The organism is Nonomuraea marmarensis (genome assembly GCF_043197025.1).
Taxonomy (GTDB): Bacteria; Actinomycetota; Actinomycetes; order Streptosporangiales; family Streptosporangiaceae; genus Nonomuraea; species Nonomuraea marmarensis.
The window spans coordinates 41,102-57,532 of sequence record NZ_JBICRM010000015.1 but is presented as its reverse complement, the minus strand read 5'-3'; the positions used below and the strand labels follow the sequence as shown (position 1 = coordinate 57,532).

The 16,431-nt window shown below is 69.1% G+C and carries 17 protein-coding genes; 9 read left to right on the top strand and 8 right to left on the bottom strand.

Translation table 11 applies throughout. From position 1 onward, the window contains the following. Positions 1-150: 150 nt before the first annotated feature. Genes ACFLIM_RS24535 through ACFLIM_RS24525 form a run of 3 tightly spaced genes read right to left on the bottom strand, consistent with a single transcriptional unit; the run spans position 151 to position 2,647 of the window. A complete protein-coding gene (locus ACFLIM_RS24535; RefSeq protein ID WP_393169158.1) occupies positions 151-516 on the bottom strand; it encodes a PPOX class F420-dependent oxidoreductase in 366 nt (121 codons plus the stop codon). Continuing rightward, complete coding sequence (trhA, locus tag ACFLIM_RS24530) at positions 516-1,163, bottom strand: PAQR family membrane homeostasis protein TrhA (protein WP_393169156.1); 648 nt, start codon at positions 1,161-1,163, stop codon at positions 516-518. Before trhA ends, ACFLIM_RS24535 begins: the two co-directional genes overlap by 1 nt. Positions 1,164-1,183: 20 nt before the next feature. After that, positions 1,184-2,647, bottom strand: coding sequence for a penicillin-binding transpeptidase domain-containing protein (locus tag ACFLIM_RS24525; protein WP_393169155.1), 1,464 nt, complete (start codon positions 2,645-2,647; stop codon positions 1,184-1,186). A gap of 98 nt (positions 2,648-2,745) precedes the next feature. Here ACFLIM_RS24525 and ACFLIM_RS24520 point away from each other — a divergent pair, with 98 nt between their 5' ends. Next, entirely contained in the window at positions 2,746-3,591 is an 846-nt protein-coding gene (locus ACFLIM_RS24520) for a spermidine synthase (RefSeq protein WP_393169154.1), read from the top strand. 324 nt (positions 3,592-3,915) lie between these two features. On the opposite strand, the gene ACFLIM_RS24515 is transcribed toward ACFLIM_RS24520, so the two are convergent. Further along, entirely contained in the window at positions 3,916-4,773 is an 858-nt protein-coding gene (locus tag ACFLIM_RS24515; protein ID WP_393169431.1) for an alpha/beta fold hydrolase, read from the bottom strand. Positions 4,774-4,870: 97 nt separating this feature from the next. On the opposite strand from ACFLIM_RS24515, the gene ACFLIM_RS24510 reads away from it, so the two are divergent. The 7 genes from ACFLIM_RS24510 (at position 4,871) to ACFLIM_RS24480 (ending at position 10,527) form a co-directional block, all read left to right on the top strand. Further along, the gene (locus ACFLIM_RS24510) at positions 4,871-5,392 is read left to right on the top strand and encodes a CGNR zinc finger domain-containing protein (RefSeq protein ID WP_393169153.1); all 522 of its coding nucleotides are present in this window, start codon (positions 4,871-4,873) and stop codon (positions 5,390-5,392) included. Between the two features lie 53 nt (positions 5,393-5,445). After that, on the top strand, positions 5,446-5,625 hold the full coding sequence (locus ACFLIM_RS24505; RefSeq protein WP_393169151.1) for a hypothetical protein: 180 nt from the start codon (positions 5,446-5,448) through the stop codon (positions 5,623-5,625). Between the two features lie 85 nt (positions 5,626-5,710). Beyond that, the gene (locus tag ACFLIM_RS24500) at positions 5,711-6,661 is read left to right on the top strand and encodes an SPFH domain-containing protein (protein ID WP_393169149.1); all 951 of its coding nucleotides are present in this window, start codon (positions 5,711-5,713) and stop codon (positions 6,659-6,661) included. A gap of 5 nt (positions 6,662-6,666) precedes the next feature. After that, positions 6,667-6,945 (top strand): hypothetical protein, encoded by a 279-nt coding sequence (locus ACFLIM_RS24495; protein WP_393169147.1) that lies wholly within the window; start codon positions 6,667-6,669, stop codon positions 6,943-6,945. Next, positions 6,914-7,570: a GPP34 family phosphoprotein gene (locus ACFLIM_RS24490; RefSeq protein ID WP_393169145.1), complete on the top strand. Its 657-nt coding sequence runs from the start codon at positions 6,914-6,916 to the stop codon at positions 7,568-7,570. Before ACFLIM_RS24495 ends, ACFLIM_RS24490 begins: the two co-directional genes overlap by 32 nt. 123 nt (positions 7,571-7,693) lie before the next feature. Continuing rightward, positions 7,694-8,218, top strand: coding sequence for a hypothetical protein (locus tag ACFLIM_RS24485; RefSeq protein ID WP_393169143.1), 525 nt, complete (start codon positions 7,694-7,696; stop codon positions 8,216-8,218). 113 nt (positions 8,219-8,331) lie between these two features. Beyond that, complete coding sequence (locus tag ACFLIM_RS24480) at positions 8,332-10,527, top strand: bifunctional polysaccharide deacetylase/glycosyltransferase family 2 protein (RefSeq protein ID WP_393169141.1); 2,196 nt, start codon at positions 8,332-8,334, stop codon at positions 10,525-10,527. A 180-nt stretch (positions 10,528-10,707) separates the two neighbouring features. On the opposite strand, the gene ACFLIM_RS24475 is transcribed toward ACFLIM_RS24480, so the two are convergent. The 4 genes from ACFLIM_RS24475 to ACFLIM_RS24460 all read right to left on the bottom strand — a co-directional run bounded on the left by ACFLIM_RS24475 (position 10,708) and on the right by ACFLIM_RS24460 (position 14,917). Next, positions 10,708-11,367, bottom strand: a complete 660-nt coding sequence (locus tag ACFLIM_RS24475; protein ID WP_393169139.1) for a hypothetical protein — start codon at positions 11,365-11,367, stop codon at positions 10,708-10,710. 97 nt (positions 11,368-11,464) lie between these two features. Further along, positions 11,465-12,190 (bottom strand): helix-turn-helix domain-containing protein, encoded by a 726-nt coding sequence (locus ACFLIM_RS24470; RefSeq protein WP_393169137.1) that lies wholly within the window; start codon positions 12,188-12,190, stop codon positions 11,465-11,467. A 347-nt stretch (positions 12,191-12,537) separates the two neighbouring features. Then, positions 12,538-13,209, bottom strand: a complete 672-nt coding sequence (locus tag ACFLIM_RS24465) for a response regulator transcription factor (RefSeq protein WP_393169135.1) — start codon at positions 13,207-13,209, stop codon at positions 12,538-12,540. After that, the gene (locus ACFLIM_RS24460) at positions 13,202-14,917 is read right to left on the bottom strand and encodes a sensor histidine kinase (RefSeq protein ID WP_393169133.1); all 1,716 of its coding nucleotides are present in this window, start codon (positions 14,915-14,917) and stop codon (positions 13,202-13,204) included. The genes ACFLIM_RS24465 and ACFLIM_RS24460 overlap by 8 nt, the downstream gene beginning before the upstream one ends. 162 nt (positions 14,918-15,079) lie before the next feature. Here ACFLIM_RS24460 and ACFLIM_RS24455 point away from each other — a divergent pair, with 162 nt between their 5' ends. After that, positions 15,080-16,426, top strand: coding sequence for a serine hydrolase (locus tag ACFLIM_RS24455; RefSeq protein ID WP_393169131.1), 1,347 nt, complete (start codon positions 15,080-15,082; stop codon positions 16,424-16,426). Positions 16,427-16,431 lie beyond the last annotated feature (5 nt).

Here is a 16,431-nt window from a genome sequence, read left to right as displayed (position 1 = left end):
TTACGGTACCTCAAGCCTGCGAGAGAAGTTCTTCACGCGCAACGACAGGGCGACCATGGCGATGCCGTAGCAGCGGCCACCGCGATCGAGCGATTTCCCCCCATGTTGGTCTGCTTTCCGGGACGTACCCGAAAACAGACCAGTACCGGGTCAAATGTCGGTGATCCGCACGCCTACGGTCCCGGTGCTCCCCCTGCGCAGCTTGCTGCCGAACAACGTGATCCGCCCTATTAGCCCGTACTTGCGCCGCAGCAGCCCCCGCACCCGCTCGGTCTCGACGGCGTCCAGCACCTCGGCCCGCCCCATGACCGGCGCGGTCCTGAGGTTGCCCCTCAAGTCACATCCCGCCACGCTGACCTCGGGATTGTTCCTGATCCGCTTGATCTTCCACGAGTCGGCAGGGGTCCAGAAGACCACCGCGTCACCGTCCTGGGCCACCCAGACGGGGGTGGCGACCGGCGTGCCGTCCCTGCGGTAGGTGGTCACCGAGACGTACTGCTCTGTCCCGAGGTTCATCACGCGTGGGAGTAGACCACGATCGACACCGCGATGTACTGCACCAGGTACGCGGCGATGGTGCAGGCGTGGAACACCTCGTGGAACCCGAACCAGCGGGGTGACGGGTCGGGGCGGCGCAGGCCGTACACGATCGCGCCGGCCGAGTAGAACACGCCGCCGACGGCCACCAGCACGACGGCGGCCACGCCCGCGCCGTCGAGCAGTTGCGGCATGATGAAGATCGCCGTCCAGCCCAGCGTCAGGTAGAGCACGGTGTAGAGCCACCGCGGCGCGCCCATCCAGAACACCCGGAACAACACCCCGGCCAGGGCCCCGCCCCAGATGACCGACAACACCGCGATCCTGGCCGGCCCTTCGAGAGCCAGCAGCGCGAAAGGCGTGTAGGTCCCGGCGATGATCAGATAGATGTTGGCGTGGTCGAACCTGCGCAGGAACTCCGCCAGCCGGGGGCCGAGCGTGCTGCGGTGATAGGTGGCCGAGATCCCGAACAACAACGCCGAGGTGATCGCATAGATGGAGGAGGCGAGGCGGGCCTGAAGGGTGGGGCCGAGCGCCACGAGCACGAACCCCGCGACCAGCGTCACGGGCAGCGCTCCAGTGTGCAACCAGCCTCGCAGCCTGGGCTTAACGGTGATGGTCGTCATGTAACCTACGGTACCGTAGGTTAGAGTCCGTTGAGGAAGCGGGCGGCGATGGGAACGGCGGCCGTACGACCCGAGCCGCCGTGCCGTACGAACACGCAGAAGGCCAGGTCGTCGCGGTAACCGATGAACCAGCCGTGCGATCCCTCGCCGTCCACCTCGGCGGTCCCCGTCTTGCCCGCCACGCCCTCCGGCAGCCCCGCGTCGCTGGCCGTGCCGTGGTCGACCACGGCCACCATCATGTCCCGGATCGGGGCCACGATCGCCTCGTCGAGCGGGGCGGCCTTGCCCGGGACGCCGTCGATGCGGCGTACCTGCTGCTCCGACAGCAGCCGGGGCGAGCGCCAGGTACCGCTCTGCACGGCGGCGGCGACGGCGGCCATGCACAGCGGCGTGGCGACGACCTGGCCCTGGCCGATCGCGTCCTCGCCGAACATGTTCGGGTCGTCGGTCTCCGGCATGCTGCCGCAGGTCCCGCCGACGCCGGTGGCGATCGCGCGGCCGAACCCCCATTCGTCCGCCGTCTGGCGCAGCTCGTCCGGGTTGAGCCTGGTCGTGGCCTGCTCGACGAACGTGGTGTTGCAGGAGTAGGCGAACGCGTCGGTGAAGCTGACCAGGCCCCGATCCACTTCGCCGTCGTTGTGGAAGGGCCGGTGGAACGGGATCGTGTACGTGCCTGGGCACTGGAGCTGCTCTGCCGGGTCGAGCCCGTTCCTGATCAGCGCCGCCGCGGTGATCGTCTTGAAGGTGGAGCCGGGCGGGAAGACGTCACGTACGGCGCTGAAGTTGTCCTCCAGGCGGTCGGCCAGGGCGAGGATCTCGCCGGTGCTCGGCCGGATGGCGATGATCGCGGAATCGTCGGCCCCGTCCAGCGCCCTGGCGGCCGCCGCCTGGACGGGGCGTGACAGGGTGGTGCGCTCGATGTTCGCCTCGGGTTTCCTGGTCAGCAACTGCCGATCGGGCTGTCCCGGCACCTTCGACACCAGCTCCCAGCCGTGGCTGGCCTGCTCGAACTCGGGCTTGAGCTGGTTGAGGTAGGCGTCCGCGTAGCTGTCGTTCGGGATCTTGTCGCCCTCGCTGGTGACCAGCTCGGCCGCGGAGGCGTCGATCTCGGCCAGCTCCAGCGTGCCGCCGTCCTTGAGCAGGGGGTGCAGCGTCTCGGGCGCCCAGGTCACCTTCCAGGCCCGATCCCGTACGGCGAGCCGCAACGTGCCGTCGAACGGCCACGCCCCGAACTCGGCGAGCTGCCTGACCCCCGCGAACGGCACCTCCGCGGCCCCGTCCCCCGTGCTCTTCAACGCGCCGGGGGTGAGCTGGATGGACTCGACGTGCAGTTCCTCGGTCAGCTCGTGATGTCTGACAACGAAGTCGGAGGGCGGCTGGTACACCAGGCGGGCCATGGCCGCCACGTCCCCTTTGCGCCACGCCGCGAAGTACGCGGCCGCGGTCTGGGAAGCACTCCCCTTGATCCGGTTCGTCGACGCCATAACAGCGAAAGCACCCGCCCCAACTACCGCGACAACCGCGATAACGAGCACAATCAGCCTTCGTCGTCGCATACGGTTTCTCCCAGGAGGGGATCAGCGTGGCACGTGGACAGCGGGAACCGATGCCTGGCCAGTATCCGGTGACGTTCGGCGAGATCGAACTTCTCCGGGACCTGGACAGGCAGGACGGCTGGGTGCTGTCCAAAGATGGCGTACCTCAGTCGTACGTTGATCTACAAGACCCGACATTTCTGGAATTCGAGTATGTCCGACTCATGGCGGACGTGATCGACCTTCTGGAGGATGGCCCGCTGAGCTGTGTGCACGTGGGCGGGGGTGCCTGCACGATCCCCCGCTACATCGCCGCCACCCGCCCCGGCTCCCGGCACATCGTGATCGAACCGGACGGTTTGCTGGTCAATCTGGTACGTGAGCAGTTGGACCTCCGGTCGGTGCCGCGGTTGAAGGTGATCGTGGCGGGCGGCCGAGAGGGCACGGCCAAGGTGTGGGACGCGTCGGCGGACCTGGTGGTCCTGGACGCTTTCACGGGGGCGACGATGCCGGTGGAGCTGGCGACTGCAGAGTACATGGGCGACATTGCGAGGATCCTCCGCCCCGGGGGCACCTTGTTGATCAACATGGCCGACGGCAAGGGGCTGGCTTTTGCCAAGCGCTTGCTCGCGACGGTGACGGACACGTTCCGCCACGTGGCCTTGCTGGCGGAACCGGGGATCATGCGCGGGCGCCGCTTCGGCAACCTGATCGTGGCGGCCTCACGTACGGACTTGCCGGTCGATATGCTGACGCGCCGCGCGGCGGGGGGGCTGACGCAGGCGAGGTGCGTGCATGGGGAAGCCCTGACGAATTTCATCGCGGGGGCCCACCCCATCAAGGACGGCGACGCCGTACTGGCCCCGGTGCCTCCCCCAGCCGTCTTCGGCTGATGAACACCCCGAGATCGGCCCAGGAAGTGCTGCTCATCGGAGGCCGGGCCGGGGTCGGAAAGTCCACCACGCTGTCATCGACGCCCTGACCGCCTTTCTCGGCTGACGTACGCGACCACCCCGCCCGCCGGCGTTCCTTCGCCGGCGGGCGGGGGTGTCGCGGCGCCCGTCAGCGCCAGTAGAGCGGATAGCGATGACCCGGCAGGATCCTGCCGAGCAGCACGCCGCCCGCGATCACGACGGCGTGGCCAGCAGCACTTCACTGAGCGATGCGCGCGGAGGGCGCACGGTCATCAACGGCTCCACGAGGTCACGAGCGGGGGTTCAGTCCGACAGGCGGCGGAGGAAGTCGCGCACCAGGGCCGCGATCTGGGCGCCGCGGGTCTCCAGGGCGAAGTGACCGGCGTCCAGGAGCTGGACGCGAGCGTCCTTCACGTCACGGGCGAAGGCCAAGGCGCCGTCCGGACCGAAGATCTCGTCGTGGCGGCCCCAGACGGCCAGCAGCGGCGGCTGGTGGGTACGCAGGAATTCCTGCCACTTCGGGTACTGCGGCGGGTTGGTGGCGTAGTCGCGGAAGAGCGCGAGCTGGATGGCGTGGCTGCCGGGCCGGTCGAGCACGGCCTGGTCCAGGGCCGCCTTGTCCGGGTTGACGAGCGAGGTGTCGCGCACGCCGTGCGTGTACTGCCAGCGCGTGGCCTCCTCGGTGTAGAAGCCGAGCAGCGCGGTCGTGTCGGCCTCGGAGGAGTCGTCCGCCCAGGCCTTCTTGAACGGCTCCCAGAACGGGGTCAGGCCCTCCTCGTAGGCGTTGCCGTTCTGGGTGACGATGCCGGTGATCCGCTCCGGGTGGCGTAGGGCGAGGCGGAAGCCGACCGGGGCGCCGTAGTCGTGCACGTAGATCGCGTACGTGGTGATGCCGAGCGAGTCCAGCAACCGTTCCACCACGTCGGCGAGGTGGTCGAAGGTGTACTCCCACTCCCCGGCGGCAGGGGCGGAGCTGTGGCCGAAGCCCGGGTAGTCGGGCGCGATCAGGTGGAACTCGTCCGACAGCTCCGCCATCAGCTCCTGGTAGGCCACCGACGAGGTGGGGAAGCCGTGCAGCAGGACCAGCGTGGGCGCGGACGGATCCCCGGCCTCGCGGTAGAAGACGCCCAGCCCGTCGATCGTCGCGGTGCGGTAGCGCATGCTCACAATCATCTCCCTTAACCTGTTATATCCGTTTTGGTAGTTAAGTGGTAGCATTGCCATCGATAACCTGTCAAACCTGCTTTGGAGGTTAGGAATGAGAGTCCGGCCCTTGAGGGGCGAGCCGGTCGCGCTGGACCTGGTCGACACCGTCTGGGTGGAGCACGGGCAGTTGGCCGACCAGTTCGACGACCCCGAAGGGGTGCGCGCCTGGCTGGCGGACCACGCCCTCGAAAGCGAGGGCGGATTAGAGCGGGTGCGCGACGGGCTGGTGGAGACGCGCGCCGCGCTGCGGGAGGTGCTCGAAGGGCGGCGTCCCGACCGGCTCAACGCCGTGCTCGACCGGGGCGGCAGGCGGCCGAAGATGCGCGGCGGCGAGCCGTACGAGCTGGTGGTCGTGGACGATCCGGCCTGGCTGCCGGCCTGGGTGGCGGCGGCGGACTTCGTACGGATGATGGGCCAGCGGCCCGAGCGGGTGCGCAAGTGCGCCAACCCGCAGTGCGTGCTGTGGTTCCTCGACGTGAGCAAGAACGGCAGCCGCAGGTGGTGCTCGATGGAGGTGTGCGGGAACCGGGCCAAGGTCGGCCGGTTCAACCAGCGCCACAAGGACGCCGGCTGATCCGCGGGCGCATGCCGCGGCAGCCGGCCAGGCCTGGCACGGAATAGCACCGGATGCGCCCCCCGCGCGCGGATGCGACCGACTCCGCCGCTGACACCGGCACGGACACGGGCACCGGCACCGGCGACGGCGACGGGGACGGCGACGGGGACGGGGACGGCGACGGGGACGGGGACGGCGACGGGGACGGGGACGGGGACGGCGACGGCGACGGCCCATCGATCGGAGACTGATTCCCGAAATCGCCCGCTTCCCTCTTCGCCGAAAAAGTGATATCACTTTGATAGCAACGTGAAGTCACGGAGAAAGGGACAGACGATGGCGGACACATCGGGCGGGGTCGCGCTTGAGGGCACCGTCGTGGACATGCCTGCGCCGCACACAAACGAGCGCCCGGTGCGGGCGGCCAACGGGTTCATGATGCTGGGGATAGCGTCGCTGCTGGCCCTGGCCGGGATCGTGCTGCTCGTCGCAGGGATCGCCATGCTCGCCGCGGGGGCCGGGCAGGGCGGGCTGTGGCTGATGCTGGTGGCCAGCCTGTTGATCATCATCGGGGTGGTGCTGCTCTGCGGCCTCACCGCGGTGGCGCCCGGCGAGGCGAGGGTCGTGCAACTGCTCGGCCGCTACGTCGGCACGCTGCGGACGCCCGGCCTGCAGTGGGTCAACCCGTTCACGGTACGGCGGCGGGTGTCCACCAGGATCCGCAACCACGAGACGGAAGTGACGAAGGTCAACGAAGCGGACGGCAACCCCATCCAGATCGCGACCGTGGTGGTCTGGCAGGTGCAGGACACGGCGCAGGCGGTCTTCGAGGTGGACGACTTCGTGGAGTTCGTCGCCATCCAGGCGGAGACGGCCGTGCGGCACATCGCGAGCAGCTATCCGTACGATTCGCACGGCGAGCCGAGGTTGTCGCTGCGGGACAACGCCGACGAGATCAACGAGAGGTTGTCCACGGAGATCGGGGCCAGGGTGGCCTCGGCCGGGGTGAAGATCATCGAGTCCCGCATCGTCCACCTGGCGTACGCGCCCGAGATCGCCCACGCCATGTTGCGGCGCCAGCAGGCCGGCGCGGTGGTGGCGGCCCGGCAGCGGATCGTCGAAGGGGCGGTCGGCATGGTCGAGATGGCCCTGGCCAAGCTCGCCGAGCACGATGTGGTCGAGCTGGACGAGGAGCGCAAGGCGGCCATGGTCAGCAATCTGCTCGTGGTGCTTGTCGGAGACCGGGACACCCAGCCCGTCGTCAACACCGGCACGCTCTACCAGTAACCGTCGTGGAGAGGAAGAAGATCCTCCTGCGGCTCGACCCGGTGGTCCACGACGCGCTGGCCCGGTGGGCGTCCGACGAGCTGCGCAGTACGAACTCACAGATCGAGTTCCTGCTACGCCGGGCCCTGACCGAGGCCGGGCGCCTGCCCGATGGCGTGGGGCGGATGCGCCCGCGCGGGCGGCCGAGAAAGACCCCAGAGGAAGTCCTGGAATCAGCCCTGGAAGAAGCATTGGAAGGAGGGGAGACGGCGGATGGAGACACGGACGAGAGCGAAGCGGGGTGAGTCCCTGCCGAGATCGGCCTTCTTGCTGGCCTTCGACCTCCGCAAGGAAAAGCTGGCCAACCGCCGCGAGCTGGGTTACCTCCTGCGCGCGGCGGCACTCGCCGAGCTCATGATGGGCGGCAATCTGGCGGACGAGTCGGGCAAGGCACGCGCGGTGACCGCCCCTGCTGCCGATGCCGGTTCCCTGCAGGTGGCCGTGTGGGAGCAGATCGCGAGCTCCCCGCCTCGGTCGTGGCGGGGATGGATCGGCAAGGACCGCTCGCACGCGTACCGTCTGGTCCGCGACGAGTTGGCGGCCGCCGGACTGATCCGCGTGGAGCGACGCCGAATCCTGCTGTTCCCGGTCGAGAGGATCACGCCACGGCGGCCGTACGTCTCGCGCCGGCTCGCCGAGCGCGTCGGCCGGGCGGTCCGCGGCAGCCAACCCATCGGCCGTCTGGGGCCGGACGTCCGCGTCCTGGCCGCACTCGCCATCGCGGCCCGGCTCAAAGCGGCCCTGTCGAGGCGGGAGCGGCACCTCCACAAAGAGCGGATCGAGCAGCTGTCCAAGCCCGTCGGGCCGATCGCCACAGCGCTGCGCAAGAGCGTGGAGGCCGCGAGGAGGGATGCAAGCGGCGGCGGCTGACGACTCGGGAGAAAGATGATCTCGGCGGCCGCTCGGGGTGGGGCGGTCACACTTCCAGAGCGCAGCCCCACCAGTCGAATATCCCAATTCCCATACGTTATCCAGAATCACTACCATTTCCGCGTGCCCCCTGAGCAACACCACCCGACAGCCGTCTTCGTCAACCAGAGCGGCCGCCGCCGAAAGCTGATCATGATCGGCTCGATCGCGTCGAGCGTCCTGGCTCTCGCGCTGCTCGCGTTCGTGATCGGCGGCATGTTCTCCAGCACGACGCTATCGGTGAACGGCTGGCCAGGTGATCGCCCAGGCGCGGCAGACAGCACGGCTTCACCCGACCGTACGCCGACGCCTCGGCCGAAGCTGTCCGAGCAACCGACGCCCTCCGTGACGGCGGTGACGCGCTCGCCGTCAGGCCGTCCGAGCACCACCGGCCCGGCCAGGCCATCGGCGACGCCTCAGCCGGAGCGGACCACGCCGCGGCCCGCGCGGACCACGTCGCGACCGAGCGCGGCACCGAGCCCGGACGCCACCGCCGAGCCCACGACCGGCCCCACCGCCGACCCCACGGATGTCGGCACCGAGCCGCCCGGCCAGGACAAGACGCCCCCGGGACTCGACCCGAACCGGACCAAGGGCCCGAAGAAGTGAACGGCCCCTCCAATGGCGACAAACGGGTCTGGCCGGCCACCCCAGTCCCGGCCTGGCAGGACTTCCGCTCGGCTCGGCCGCGGGACGAACTCGCGCCCGCAGCTCCATCCCCGGTGTCACCGCCACCGACGCACCCAGCCGCGAGGCCGCCGGCCGATCCCAAGGGCCACTGGTTCCCGCTCGCCGTCTGCCTCCTGCTGGCCGCCATCGCGCTGGTGCTCAACGGGTACGTGACCAACGTCGTAGGCGAGACCCACACGCCCCCGCCCTCCGCCGACCAGCCGTCCCCCGAGCTGGACAAGGTACGCGCCGGCGGCCCCGTCCTCAACATCACGGGAGGCGAGCCCGCCAGCGCCCGCCTGCCGAGCAAGACCATCGCACTGACCTTCGACGACGGCCCCGACCCCACCTGGACCCCGCAGGTGCTCGACACGCTGAAGAAGTACGGCGCCAAGGCCACTTTCTTCACCGTCGGTTCCAAGGTGGCGAAGTACCCCGAGCTGGCGCGGCGCATCGTCGCCGAAGGCCACGAGCTCGGCAACCACACCTACTCCCACGCCGACCTGGCGGCGGTGCCCGGCTGGCGGCTCAAGCTGGAGCTGTCGCTGACGCAGCGGGCGCTGGCCGGCGCGACCGGGCTGCACACGACGCTGGCCCGCCCGCCCTACTCCTCCACCCCCGACGCGATCACCGGCCCTCAATGGGCGAGCATGAAGGAGCTGGCGGCCGAGGGCTACCTCGTCACACTGACAGACCTCGACACGAAGGACTGGAGCCGCCCCGGCACAGCGAAGATCGTGACGTCGTCGCTCCCAGCCAGGGGCCGGGGCGCCATCGTCATGATGCACGACTCGGGTGGCGACAGGCGGCAGACCGTCGAGGCCGTCGAGGCCGTCCTGCGTGAGCTGACCGGCAAGGGCTACCGGGCAGTCACGGTGACCAAGGCGCTCGGCATGCCCTCGGCACACCAGCGGGCCGACGGGGCGGACCGGTTCATCGGCTCCGCGCTCAGCCTGGCCCAGCGTGCCTCGGAGACGTTCACCGGCGCGCTGTCGTGGGTGCTGTTCGCCGCGGGAGCGCTCACCCTGGGGCGGCTCGGCTTCTTCGCCGTGCTCGCGTGGGTGCACGCGGCCCGTACGAGGGGCGGGAAACGGCGAAAGGGCCGCGCGCCCGTGTGGCCTGCGCCCCCGCCGGTGACCGTGATCGTGCCCGCCTACAACGAGGCGGCCGGGATCCAGGCGACGGTACGCTCGCTGGTCGCCACCACCTACCAGGGCGAGCTCGAGATCCTCGTCGTCGACGACGGCTCGACCGACGACACCGCCCAGCTGGCGGCGGCGCTGGGGCTCCCCGGCGTACGCGTGATCCGCCGGCCCAACGGCGGCAAGCCGGCCGCGCTCAACACCGGCATCGCACAGGCCGCCCACGAACTGCTCATCATGGTGGACGGCGACACCGTCTTCGAACCCGCCACGATCGGCCACCTGCTCCGCCAGCTCGCCGACCCGGCGGTCGGCGCGGTGAGCGGCAACACCAAGGTCGGCAACCGGCGCGGCATGATCGGACGCTGGCAGCACATCGAGTACGTCATCGGCTTCAACCTCGACCGGCGCGCCTTCGAGCTGCTCGACTGCATGGCGACCGTACCCGGTGCGATCGGGGCGTTCCGGCGTTCGGCGCTCGTGGCACTGGGCGGGGTCAGCACGGACACGCTGGCCGAGGACACCGACCTCACCATGGCGCTGTGCCGCGCCGGCTGGCGCGTGGTCTACGAGGAGAAGGCGCTGGCCTGGACCGAGGCGCCGACCTCGCTCGGCCAGTTGTGGAAGCAGCGCTACCGCTGGTGCTACGGCACCCTGCAGGCGATGTGGAAACATCGGCGCGCCATCCGCGAACGCGGCCCGTTCGGCCGCCGCTGCCTCGGCTACCTTGCGCTGTTCCAGGTGCTGCTGCCCTTGCTGGCCCCCGTAGTCGACCTCATGGCGATCTACAGCACGGTCCTGGGCGATCCCCTCCCGGTCGTCGCGGTATGGGCGGGTTTCGTGGCGGTGCAGGCACTGACCGGCTGGTACGCCCTCCGCCTGGACGCCGAACGCGCCTCCGCGCTGTGGGTGCTGCCGCTACAGCAGTTCGTCTACCGCCAGCTCATGTACCTCGTGGTCATCCAGTCGCTGGCGACGGCCCTGCTGGGCGTGCGACTGCGCTGGCACACCGTACGCAGGGAGGGCACGTTCAACGATCCCGCCCACCCCGCCGAGCAACCACCACCAACGCCCGCCCTGGCTCACGCCCCCGACGGGACACACTAGAAGACGATCTCGACAGAGGCGTCGTGGAAGGCCGACCTCACTTTCAAGGTGATCAAACGACAGATGTACGGACGCGCCAACTTCGACCTCCTCCGTATTCGGCTACTCCACACTCAGTCGCCCTCCACATGTTGTGCGCGGCAGCGCCCGGGCTTGGGACCACTCCGACTCATCTGGATTTCAGTGTCGTGTCAGAGACAGGTATGCCTCGGCGGCGTTGCTTCGGTCAGTCCCGTCACGGAGCATGATCCAAGGCAGCTGGCGTGTGTCACCATCAAGGGCGAGGCATCGTAGATGCGTACGGTCGCGAGCTGTAAACCGCTCGCGTAGCCGTCGGGGGTTGTCGACAAGGCTGAGCAGGAAGGCCAGGTCAAGTAGATGCCTCTGGGGATCACGCGAGTCGGCCAAGGCGGCACGGGCTTTGATGACGAGTGCACCACCAAGATCCGGCATCGGAACCTGGCCCTGCCGGTAATCGAACATGACGGGCATGACACCCGTGCTTTGCAGCGCACGCCATCCGCCATCGATCTCGATGGCGTCCTTGCCCGCGATCCGCAGGGGAAGCAGGCGCCGGGGTGGGTGGTCCGGCGCCACGATGTCGATGACCAGGTTGTCATGGATGAAGCGGTGCAGTCGCTTGCCGTCCGCAGTGGGTGCAGGTGTGAAGCCCAGAGAACGGATGTGGGCGGCGCATGTGGTCAAACTGGATGGGCTGAGCGCGAGGTTGGCGATGACGTCGAGGTCCGATGAGAAGCGGATGGGAGGCTTGCCCATGGCCAGGCCGTGAAGCGCGACCATCTGGCCCCCGATGAGCGCCCATGAGCGCTCTTCCAGCAACTCCGAAAGGTCCAGCAGGGTCGGCTACAGGCGATCGTCTGGCAGGCGGATCTGGCCGAGGTCGACGGGCTGGTCTCTGAGGCAGGGGAGCGCAGTTTCAGTCATGGAGAGGTGCTTCCAGGAGTCGTTCGATGATCTGGAGGGCGGTGCGTCGAGAGCGTGGATCGCCGCTGTCAAGAAGATCCACCGCGACCACCGCGACGGGCATGACCTCACGAGCAAGGACGACCGGCACGTGGGTTTCAGAGACGGCGGGGATGCGTAGCACCAGGTTGCCTGATGGGTGGGGGGCGAGATGGAACTCCCGCTGAAGCAGCCGCCACGTTTCCTCGCTGACGTAGGCGTCTCCCTCCTCCGCAGCGATGAGGTCGAGTCCATATCTAGCGGTCGCGGCGATACCGGATCGGACGACGCCTTTCCACTGCAGGATCTCCTCCAGGTAGGCGGGACGGGCTCGAACCCTGTAGGCAATGGCCCGGGCTTTCGCCAGCGCGTCCCAACTCTCGGGCGGGGTTCGGGCGATCAGTCGCTTGAGGTTGTAGCGTTGCTGCGACGACATCCCCAGAGATCTGGTGATCTCGATCCAGTTCATGGTCCCCAGATCGCTAAGCAGCGCGGCCCACGCAGACACGGGAACCAGCGGACGCCCAGCCCGCCGCCGAGTGGTCGCGAGGAGCCGGTGGACTGACACGGGATCGATGAGCCGGGTGCGGCCCGCCATCCGGTAGACCAGCTCTCCCGACTTGGCGAGGGCATGGACTCTCCCGGCCGTGACCCCAAGCACCCTGGCCGCCTCATCACTCGTCAGCCAATCCTCGGGCATATCATCAACTATAATCTCGAGAAGCTAATAGATTATATGTCTGCGCCAAACTCCCGGCGAGATCTCCTCTTAGCGATGAAGCCGGGGCGCCCAGCACCAGCCACCGGCGGTGACCGAAATTCGATCACACTGACACATCACCGTCTGGCGGCGTCCGTCCCAAGCCAAGGCCGATAACGATCTCAACCATGCGGTACTCAGCCCACGCTCCGGGGGTCCGGGGGCCGGTAGGCCGCCCGGCAAGGGGGCGTGCGGGAGCTTGGCTCCCCCACACAAGCTAACCCGAAGCCGCAGAAACGCGGAGCGCCCTCTTTGCGGAGACCCATGCAGTTGGGGACGAACTAGGGCTAATCGGGGCCCAGGTAGGCGAGGACTGCGGCCACTCGCCGATGCACGTCGCCGCTGTTCTCCAGGCCGAGCTTGGTGAAGATGGCGTTGACGTTCTTCTCCACCGAGGAGATCGACAGGTGCAGTGCCCTGGCGATGGCCGAGTTCGAGCGGCCGTGCGCCATCTCCCCGAGCACGTCCCGCTCCCGTGCGGTCAACGCCTCCCGCTGACCGCGTACGTCACGCCTGGCCAGGAGCCCCTCCACGACCTTGGGGTCGATGACCGAGCCGCCCGAGGCGACCGCTCTGATCGCGCCCAGCAACTCGTCCAGGTCCCCCACCCGGTCCTTGAGCAAATACGCGTAACCCTCCGTACCGTGCTTGAACAGCTCGAACGCAAACAACGCGTCCGCGAACTGCGACAGCACCACTACCCCGACCCCAGGATGCGCAGAACGGATGCGGTGGGCGGCGTCTATGCCCTCGAAGCCCTGCCGCCATTCCCCGCCGGGCATCCGGATGTCGGTGATCACGACGTCGGGGGCGAGTCTGCGGACGGCGTCCAGGAGTTCGTCGGCGTTGCCGACCGCGCCCACGACCGATACCTCGCCCGACATTTCAAGCAATTGGCGGGTTCCTTCGCGCACGAGGTAATGGTCGTCGGCCACCACCGTACGGATGCACTCACTCATCGACCGGCACCCACGCGTTGATCCGTGTCCCCTTCCTCTGCTCGCCGTCGACCACCAGGCCGCCGCCGAGGGCGTCCAGCCGGTCGGACAACATCGCCAGTCCCCTGCGGCCGGTGGCCGACGGGTCGAAGCCCTTCCCGTCGTCGGCGACCGTGGCCCGCAGCCGGCCTTCCGACTGCGACAGGCGTACCTCTATGTTGGCCGCGCCCGCGTGCTTCAGCGCGTTGGCCACGGCCTCGCTCACCGTGAAGTACATCGCCCCCTCGATCTCGTCCGGGAAGCGCCTCGCCCGCAACGAAGGGGACGACGTCACCGTGGTGCGCACGGGCAGGCGGGAACAACGTTCCTCCACGGCCTCCACCAGGCCGCCCTGGCTGAGCGACGACGGATGGATGCCGGCCGCCAGCTCGCGCAGGTCGGTGAGCGTCTGACGGGCCTGTTCGCGCAGGTGGGCGAGCATGTCGGGGCCCGCTCCCGTGGCGCGGGCCAGCTCCAGTCCCGCGATGAGGGCGACGAGTTGTTGTTGTACGCCGTCGTGGATGTTGCGTTCGATGCGCCGGCGTTCGGCCTCCTGGGCGTTGACCAGGCGGGTGACCAGGCCGGCGCTCTGGATGGCCAGGCCGGCGGGCACCGCCAGCGCCTCCAGGAGCCGCCGGTCCTCGCGGGTCAGCGGGCCGGCATCCCTGGGGCCGCATTCGATGTGCCCGCCGCGTACCGGCACCGTCAGCACGGCCTGGCCCTCCTCCCTGCCCGCGACCACGCGTGGCCCGTCCGCGAGCGTCACGGCCGCCCACCTGGTCTCCAGCCCGGCACGTACGGCCGCAGCCAGCTTGCCCAGTTGCTCCACCGGCTCGGGCGTGTGCTCCAGTGCCGTGCCGAGCTCGGACAACACCTCGTCAACCGTCGGCCGTACGTCGAACACCAGGTGCAACCGCGATCCCCTGATGACGATCCGGATGTCGAACAGCCGGTGCCGTACGATCGCCACCCCGATGGCGGTGGGCAGCGAGCCCAGCATCGTCACCACCCCGAGCATCGAGAACACCGACAACTCCGAGCCGAACAACAACAGCAGCACACCCCCCGCCAGGGTCACGGCCGTGCCCCCGACCATCCAGGCGTACTGCCCGCGCTCGGCCCGCGCGCTGCGCCGCCAGCGGACCACGAGCCCGCAGAACACGATCGCCGCCATGATCCACGTGACGAGCTGCCCGAGCGCGCCCATGAGCGCTCCGACGATCCCGGCGCTCGACAACGGCGAGCCCGGCACCGCCTGCGGGGCGAAACCCATCATCGCGAGCCCGGTGGTGTGCGCCGCGATCGCGAGGCCCGAGATCCACGCGACGGCACGCCACCGGCGCGAGGGCAGCCGCCCGTCGGGGAAGAGCAGCGGGACGAAGATCCAGGTCAGGCCGTAGTACACGGCGGACGCGGAGGAGAGGAGGTTCGATTGCCCGGTGCGTACGGACAGGCCGATGCCGAGGGTGACGATCCCGAGGCTGAGCCCGCAGGCCAGGAGCAGCCAGCCGTAGCGGATGTCGGGACGCCTGGACACCAGCAACCAGCCCAGCGCGGGCAGGGTCAGGCCGGGCACGATGAACGCCCACTGCGTCGCCGGGGCAGGCAGGCCGCTCTCCATGAGCGCGCCGGCCACGACACCCCCGGCCGCGATCACCGCCAGCAGCCCGGCCATCAGCCTGGAACTCATAAGTCTCCATCGTCATGGGCGATCCCGAGGGCGTCTATGAGGTTATCCGCATATTTCCTACGGCCATCCCCACCTGCGGAACGGCGGCCTGCTTGGTGGTTCGCGGCCCCTCGCGGGCGATTGCCTGGAAAGCACAACAAGCCTGATGCGAGGAGTCCTGCCATGAACACCCCGTCCAAGCCTGTCCGAGTCCTGGCGGCGGCCTCGGTGGCGGTCACGCTGACGGCCTGCGTGGGTCAACCCGTTCCCGCGCAGGCCACACCACGAGCCGCCACCGCCGTCGCCGCGCCCGAGATCCCCGACACGCCCGCAGGCCGGCAGTTGCGCTGGCTGCTCGACGCCGCCGCCCGCCCGCCGATCCCGGAGAACGAGCTGACGCAGCACTTCGCCGCCGACTTCCTCCAGGCGATTCCCGCCGCCCAGATCAACCAGGTCCTGGCCGGCTACCAGGGCATGCGGCTGGAGCGGCTGACGCAGGCTCAGGACAGGTCGCTGGTCGCCCTGGTCGTGGCGGGCGAGGCGCCGTACGAGGTCATGCTCTTGGTGGACGGCGCGGGCCTGATCAACGGCCTGCAGTTCCGCCCGCCCGCTCCCAAGAGCTGGACCGAGCTGGACGAACGGCTGCGCGAGGCGGCCCCGCAGGCGGGCTTCCTCGCGGCCGAGCTGACCAAGAGCGGCGACTGCCGTCCCGCGCACACGCTCGCCGCCGGCCAGGCGCGCCCGCTAGGGTCCATGTTCAAGTTGTACGTGCTGGGCGCCGTGGCCGAGCGCATCCGGAGCGGCGCGTTCGACTGGGACACCCAGCTCACGATCACGGCGGAGCTGAAGAGCCTGCCGAGCGGACAACTCCAGGACCGGCCCGACGGCAGCAAGGTGTCCGTGCTGGAGGCCGCCAAACTGATGATCTCCATCAGCGACAACACGGCCACGGACCTGCTGATCCACCAGGCGGGCCGCAAGGCGGTCGAGCGCACGATGCGGGCGTGGGGCGGCCACGATAAGCGCAACGTGCCGTTCCTGACGACGAGGGAGCTGTTCGTGCTCAAGGGGGCCGACTATCCCCGGCACGCCAAGCGGTACCTGTCGCTGAGCACCGCGAAGAAGCGGGATTACCTGGACAAGGTCGTCGCCAAGGTGCCGCTGTCCGGCATCAAGGCGTGGACCGCGCCGCGCGAGCTGGACACGCTCGAGTGGTTCGGCTCACCCGCCGACGTCTGCCAGATCTATGCGCGGCTGGCGAAGTCGCCCGACCGGCGGATCGGCGAGGTGTTGTCCATCAACAACGCCGGGCTCGGGCTGCCCAGTGACCAGTGGCCGACGGTGTGGCACAAGGGCGGCTCGGAGCCGGGCCTGCTCGACGTGAGCTTCCTCGCCCGCACGGCGGGCGGCAGGACGTACGTGGTGACGGCGATGGCGGTCAACCCGACCGCGCCGTTCGACGCCGGGCCAGTGACCCAGGAACTCATCGCGCTGGCACGGGGCGCGTTCACCCTGGTCAAGAGTCCCTGAAATCG

Coding starts and splice junctions, on each gene's coding strand:
- ACFLIM_RS24455 (WP_393169131.1), top strand. CDS start 15,080: ATGAACACCCCGTCCAAGCCTGTCCGAGTCCTGGCGGCGGCCTCGGTG.
- ACFLIM_RS24510 (WP_393169153.1), top strand. CDS start 4,871: ATGAGAGTCCGGCCCTTGAGGGGCGAGCCGGTCGCGCTGGACCTGGTC.
- ACFLIM_RS24500 (WP_393169149.1), top strand. CDS start 5,711: ATGGCGGACACATCGGGCGGGGTCGCGCTTGAGGGCACCGTCGTGGAC.
- ACFLIM_RS24515 (WP_393169431.1), bottom strand. CDS start 4,773: ATGCGCTACCGCACCGCGACGATCGACGGGCTGGGCGTCTTCTACCGC.
- ACFLIM_RS24460 (WP_393169133.1), bottom strand. CDS start 14,917: ATGAGTTCCAGGCTGATGGCCGGGCTGCTGGCGGTGATCGCGGCCGGG.
- ACFLIM_RS24525 (WP_393169155.1), bottom strand. CDS start 2,647: ATGGCGTCGACGAACCGGATCAAGGGGAGTGCTTCCCAGACCGCGGCC.
- ACFLIM_RS24490 (WP_393169145.1), top strand. CDS start 6,914: ATGGAGACACGGACGAGAGCGAAGCGGGGTGAGTCCCTGCCGAGATCG.
- ACFLIM_RS24535 (WP_393169158.1), bottom strand. CDS start 516: ATGAACCTCGGGACAGAGCAGTACGTCTCGGTGACCACCTACCGCAGG.
- ACFLIM_RS24470 (WP_393169137.1), bottom strand. CDS start 12,190: ATGCCCGAGGATTGGCTGACGAGTGATGAGGCGGCCAGGGTGCTTGGG.
- ACFLIM_RS24505 (WP_393169151.1), top strand. CDS start 5,446: ATGCGCCCCCCGCGCGCGGATGCGACCGACTCCGCCGCTGACACCGGC.
- trhA (WP_393169156.1), bottom strand. CDS start 1,163: ATGACGACCATCACCGTTAAGCCCAGGCTGCGAGGCTGGTTGCACACT.
- ACFLIM_RS24465 (WP_393169135.1), bottom strand. CDS start 13,209: ATGAGTGAGTGCATCCGTACGGTGGTGGCCGACGACCATTACCTCGTG.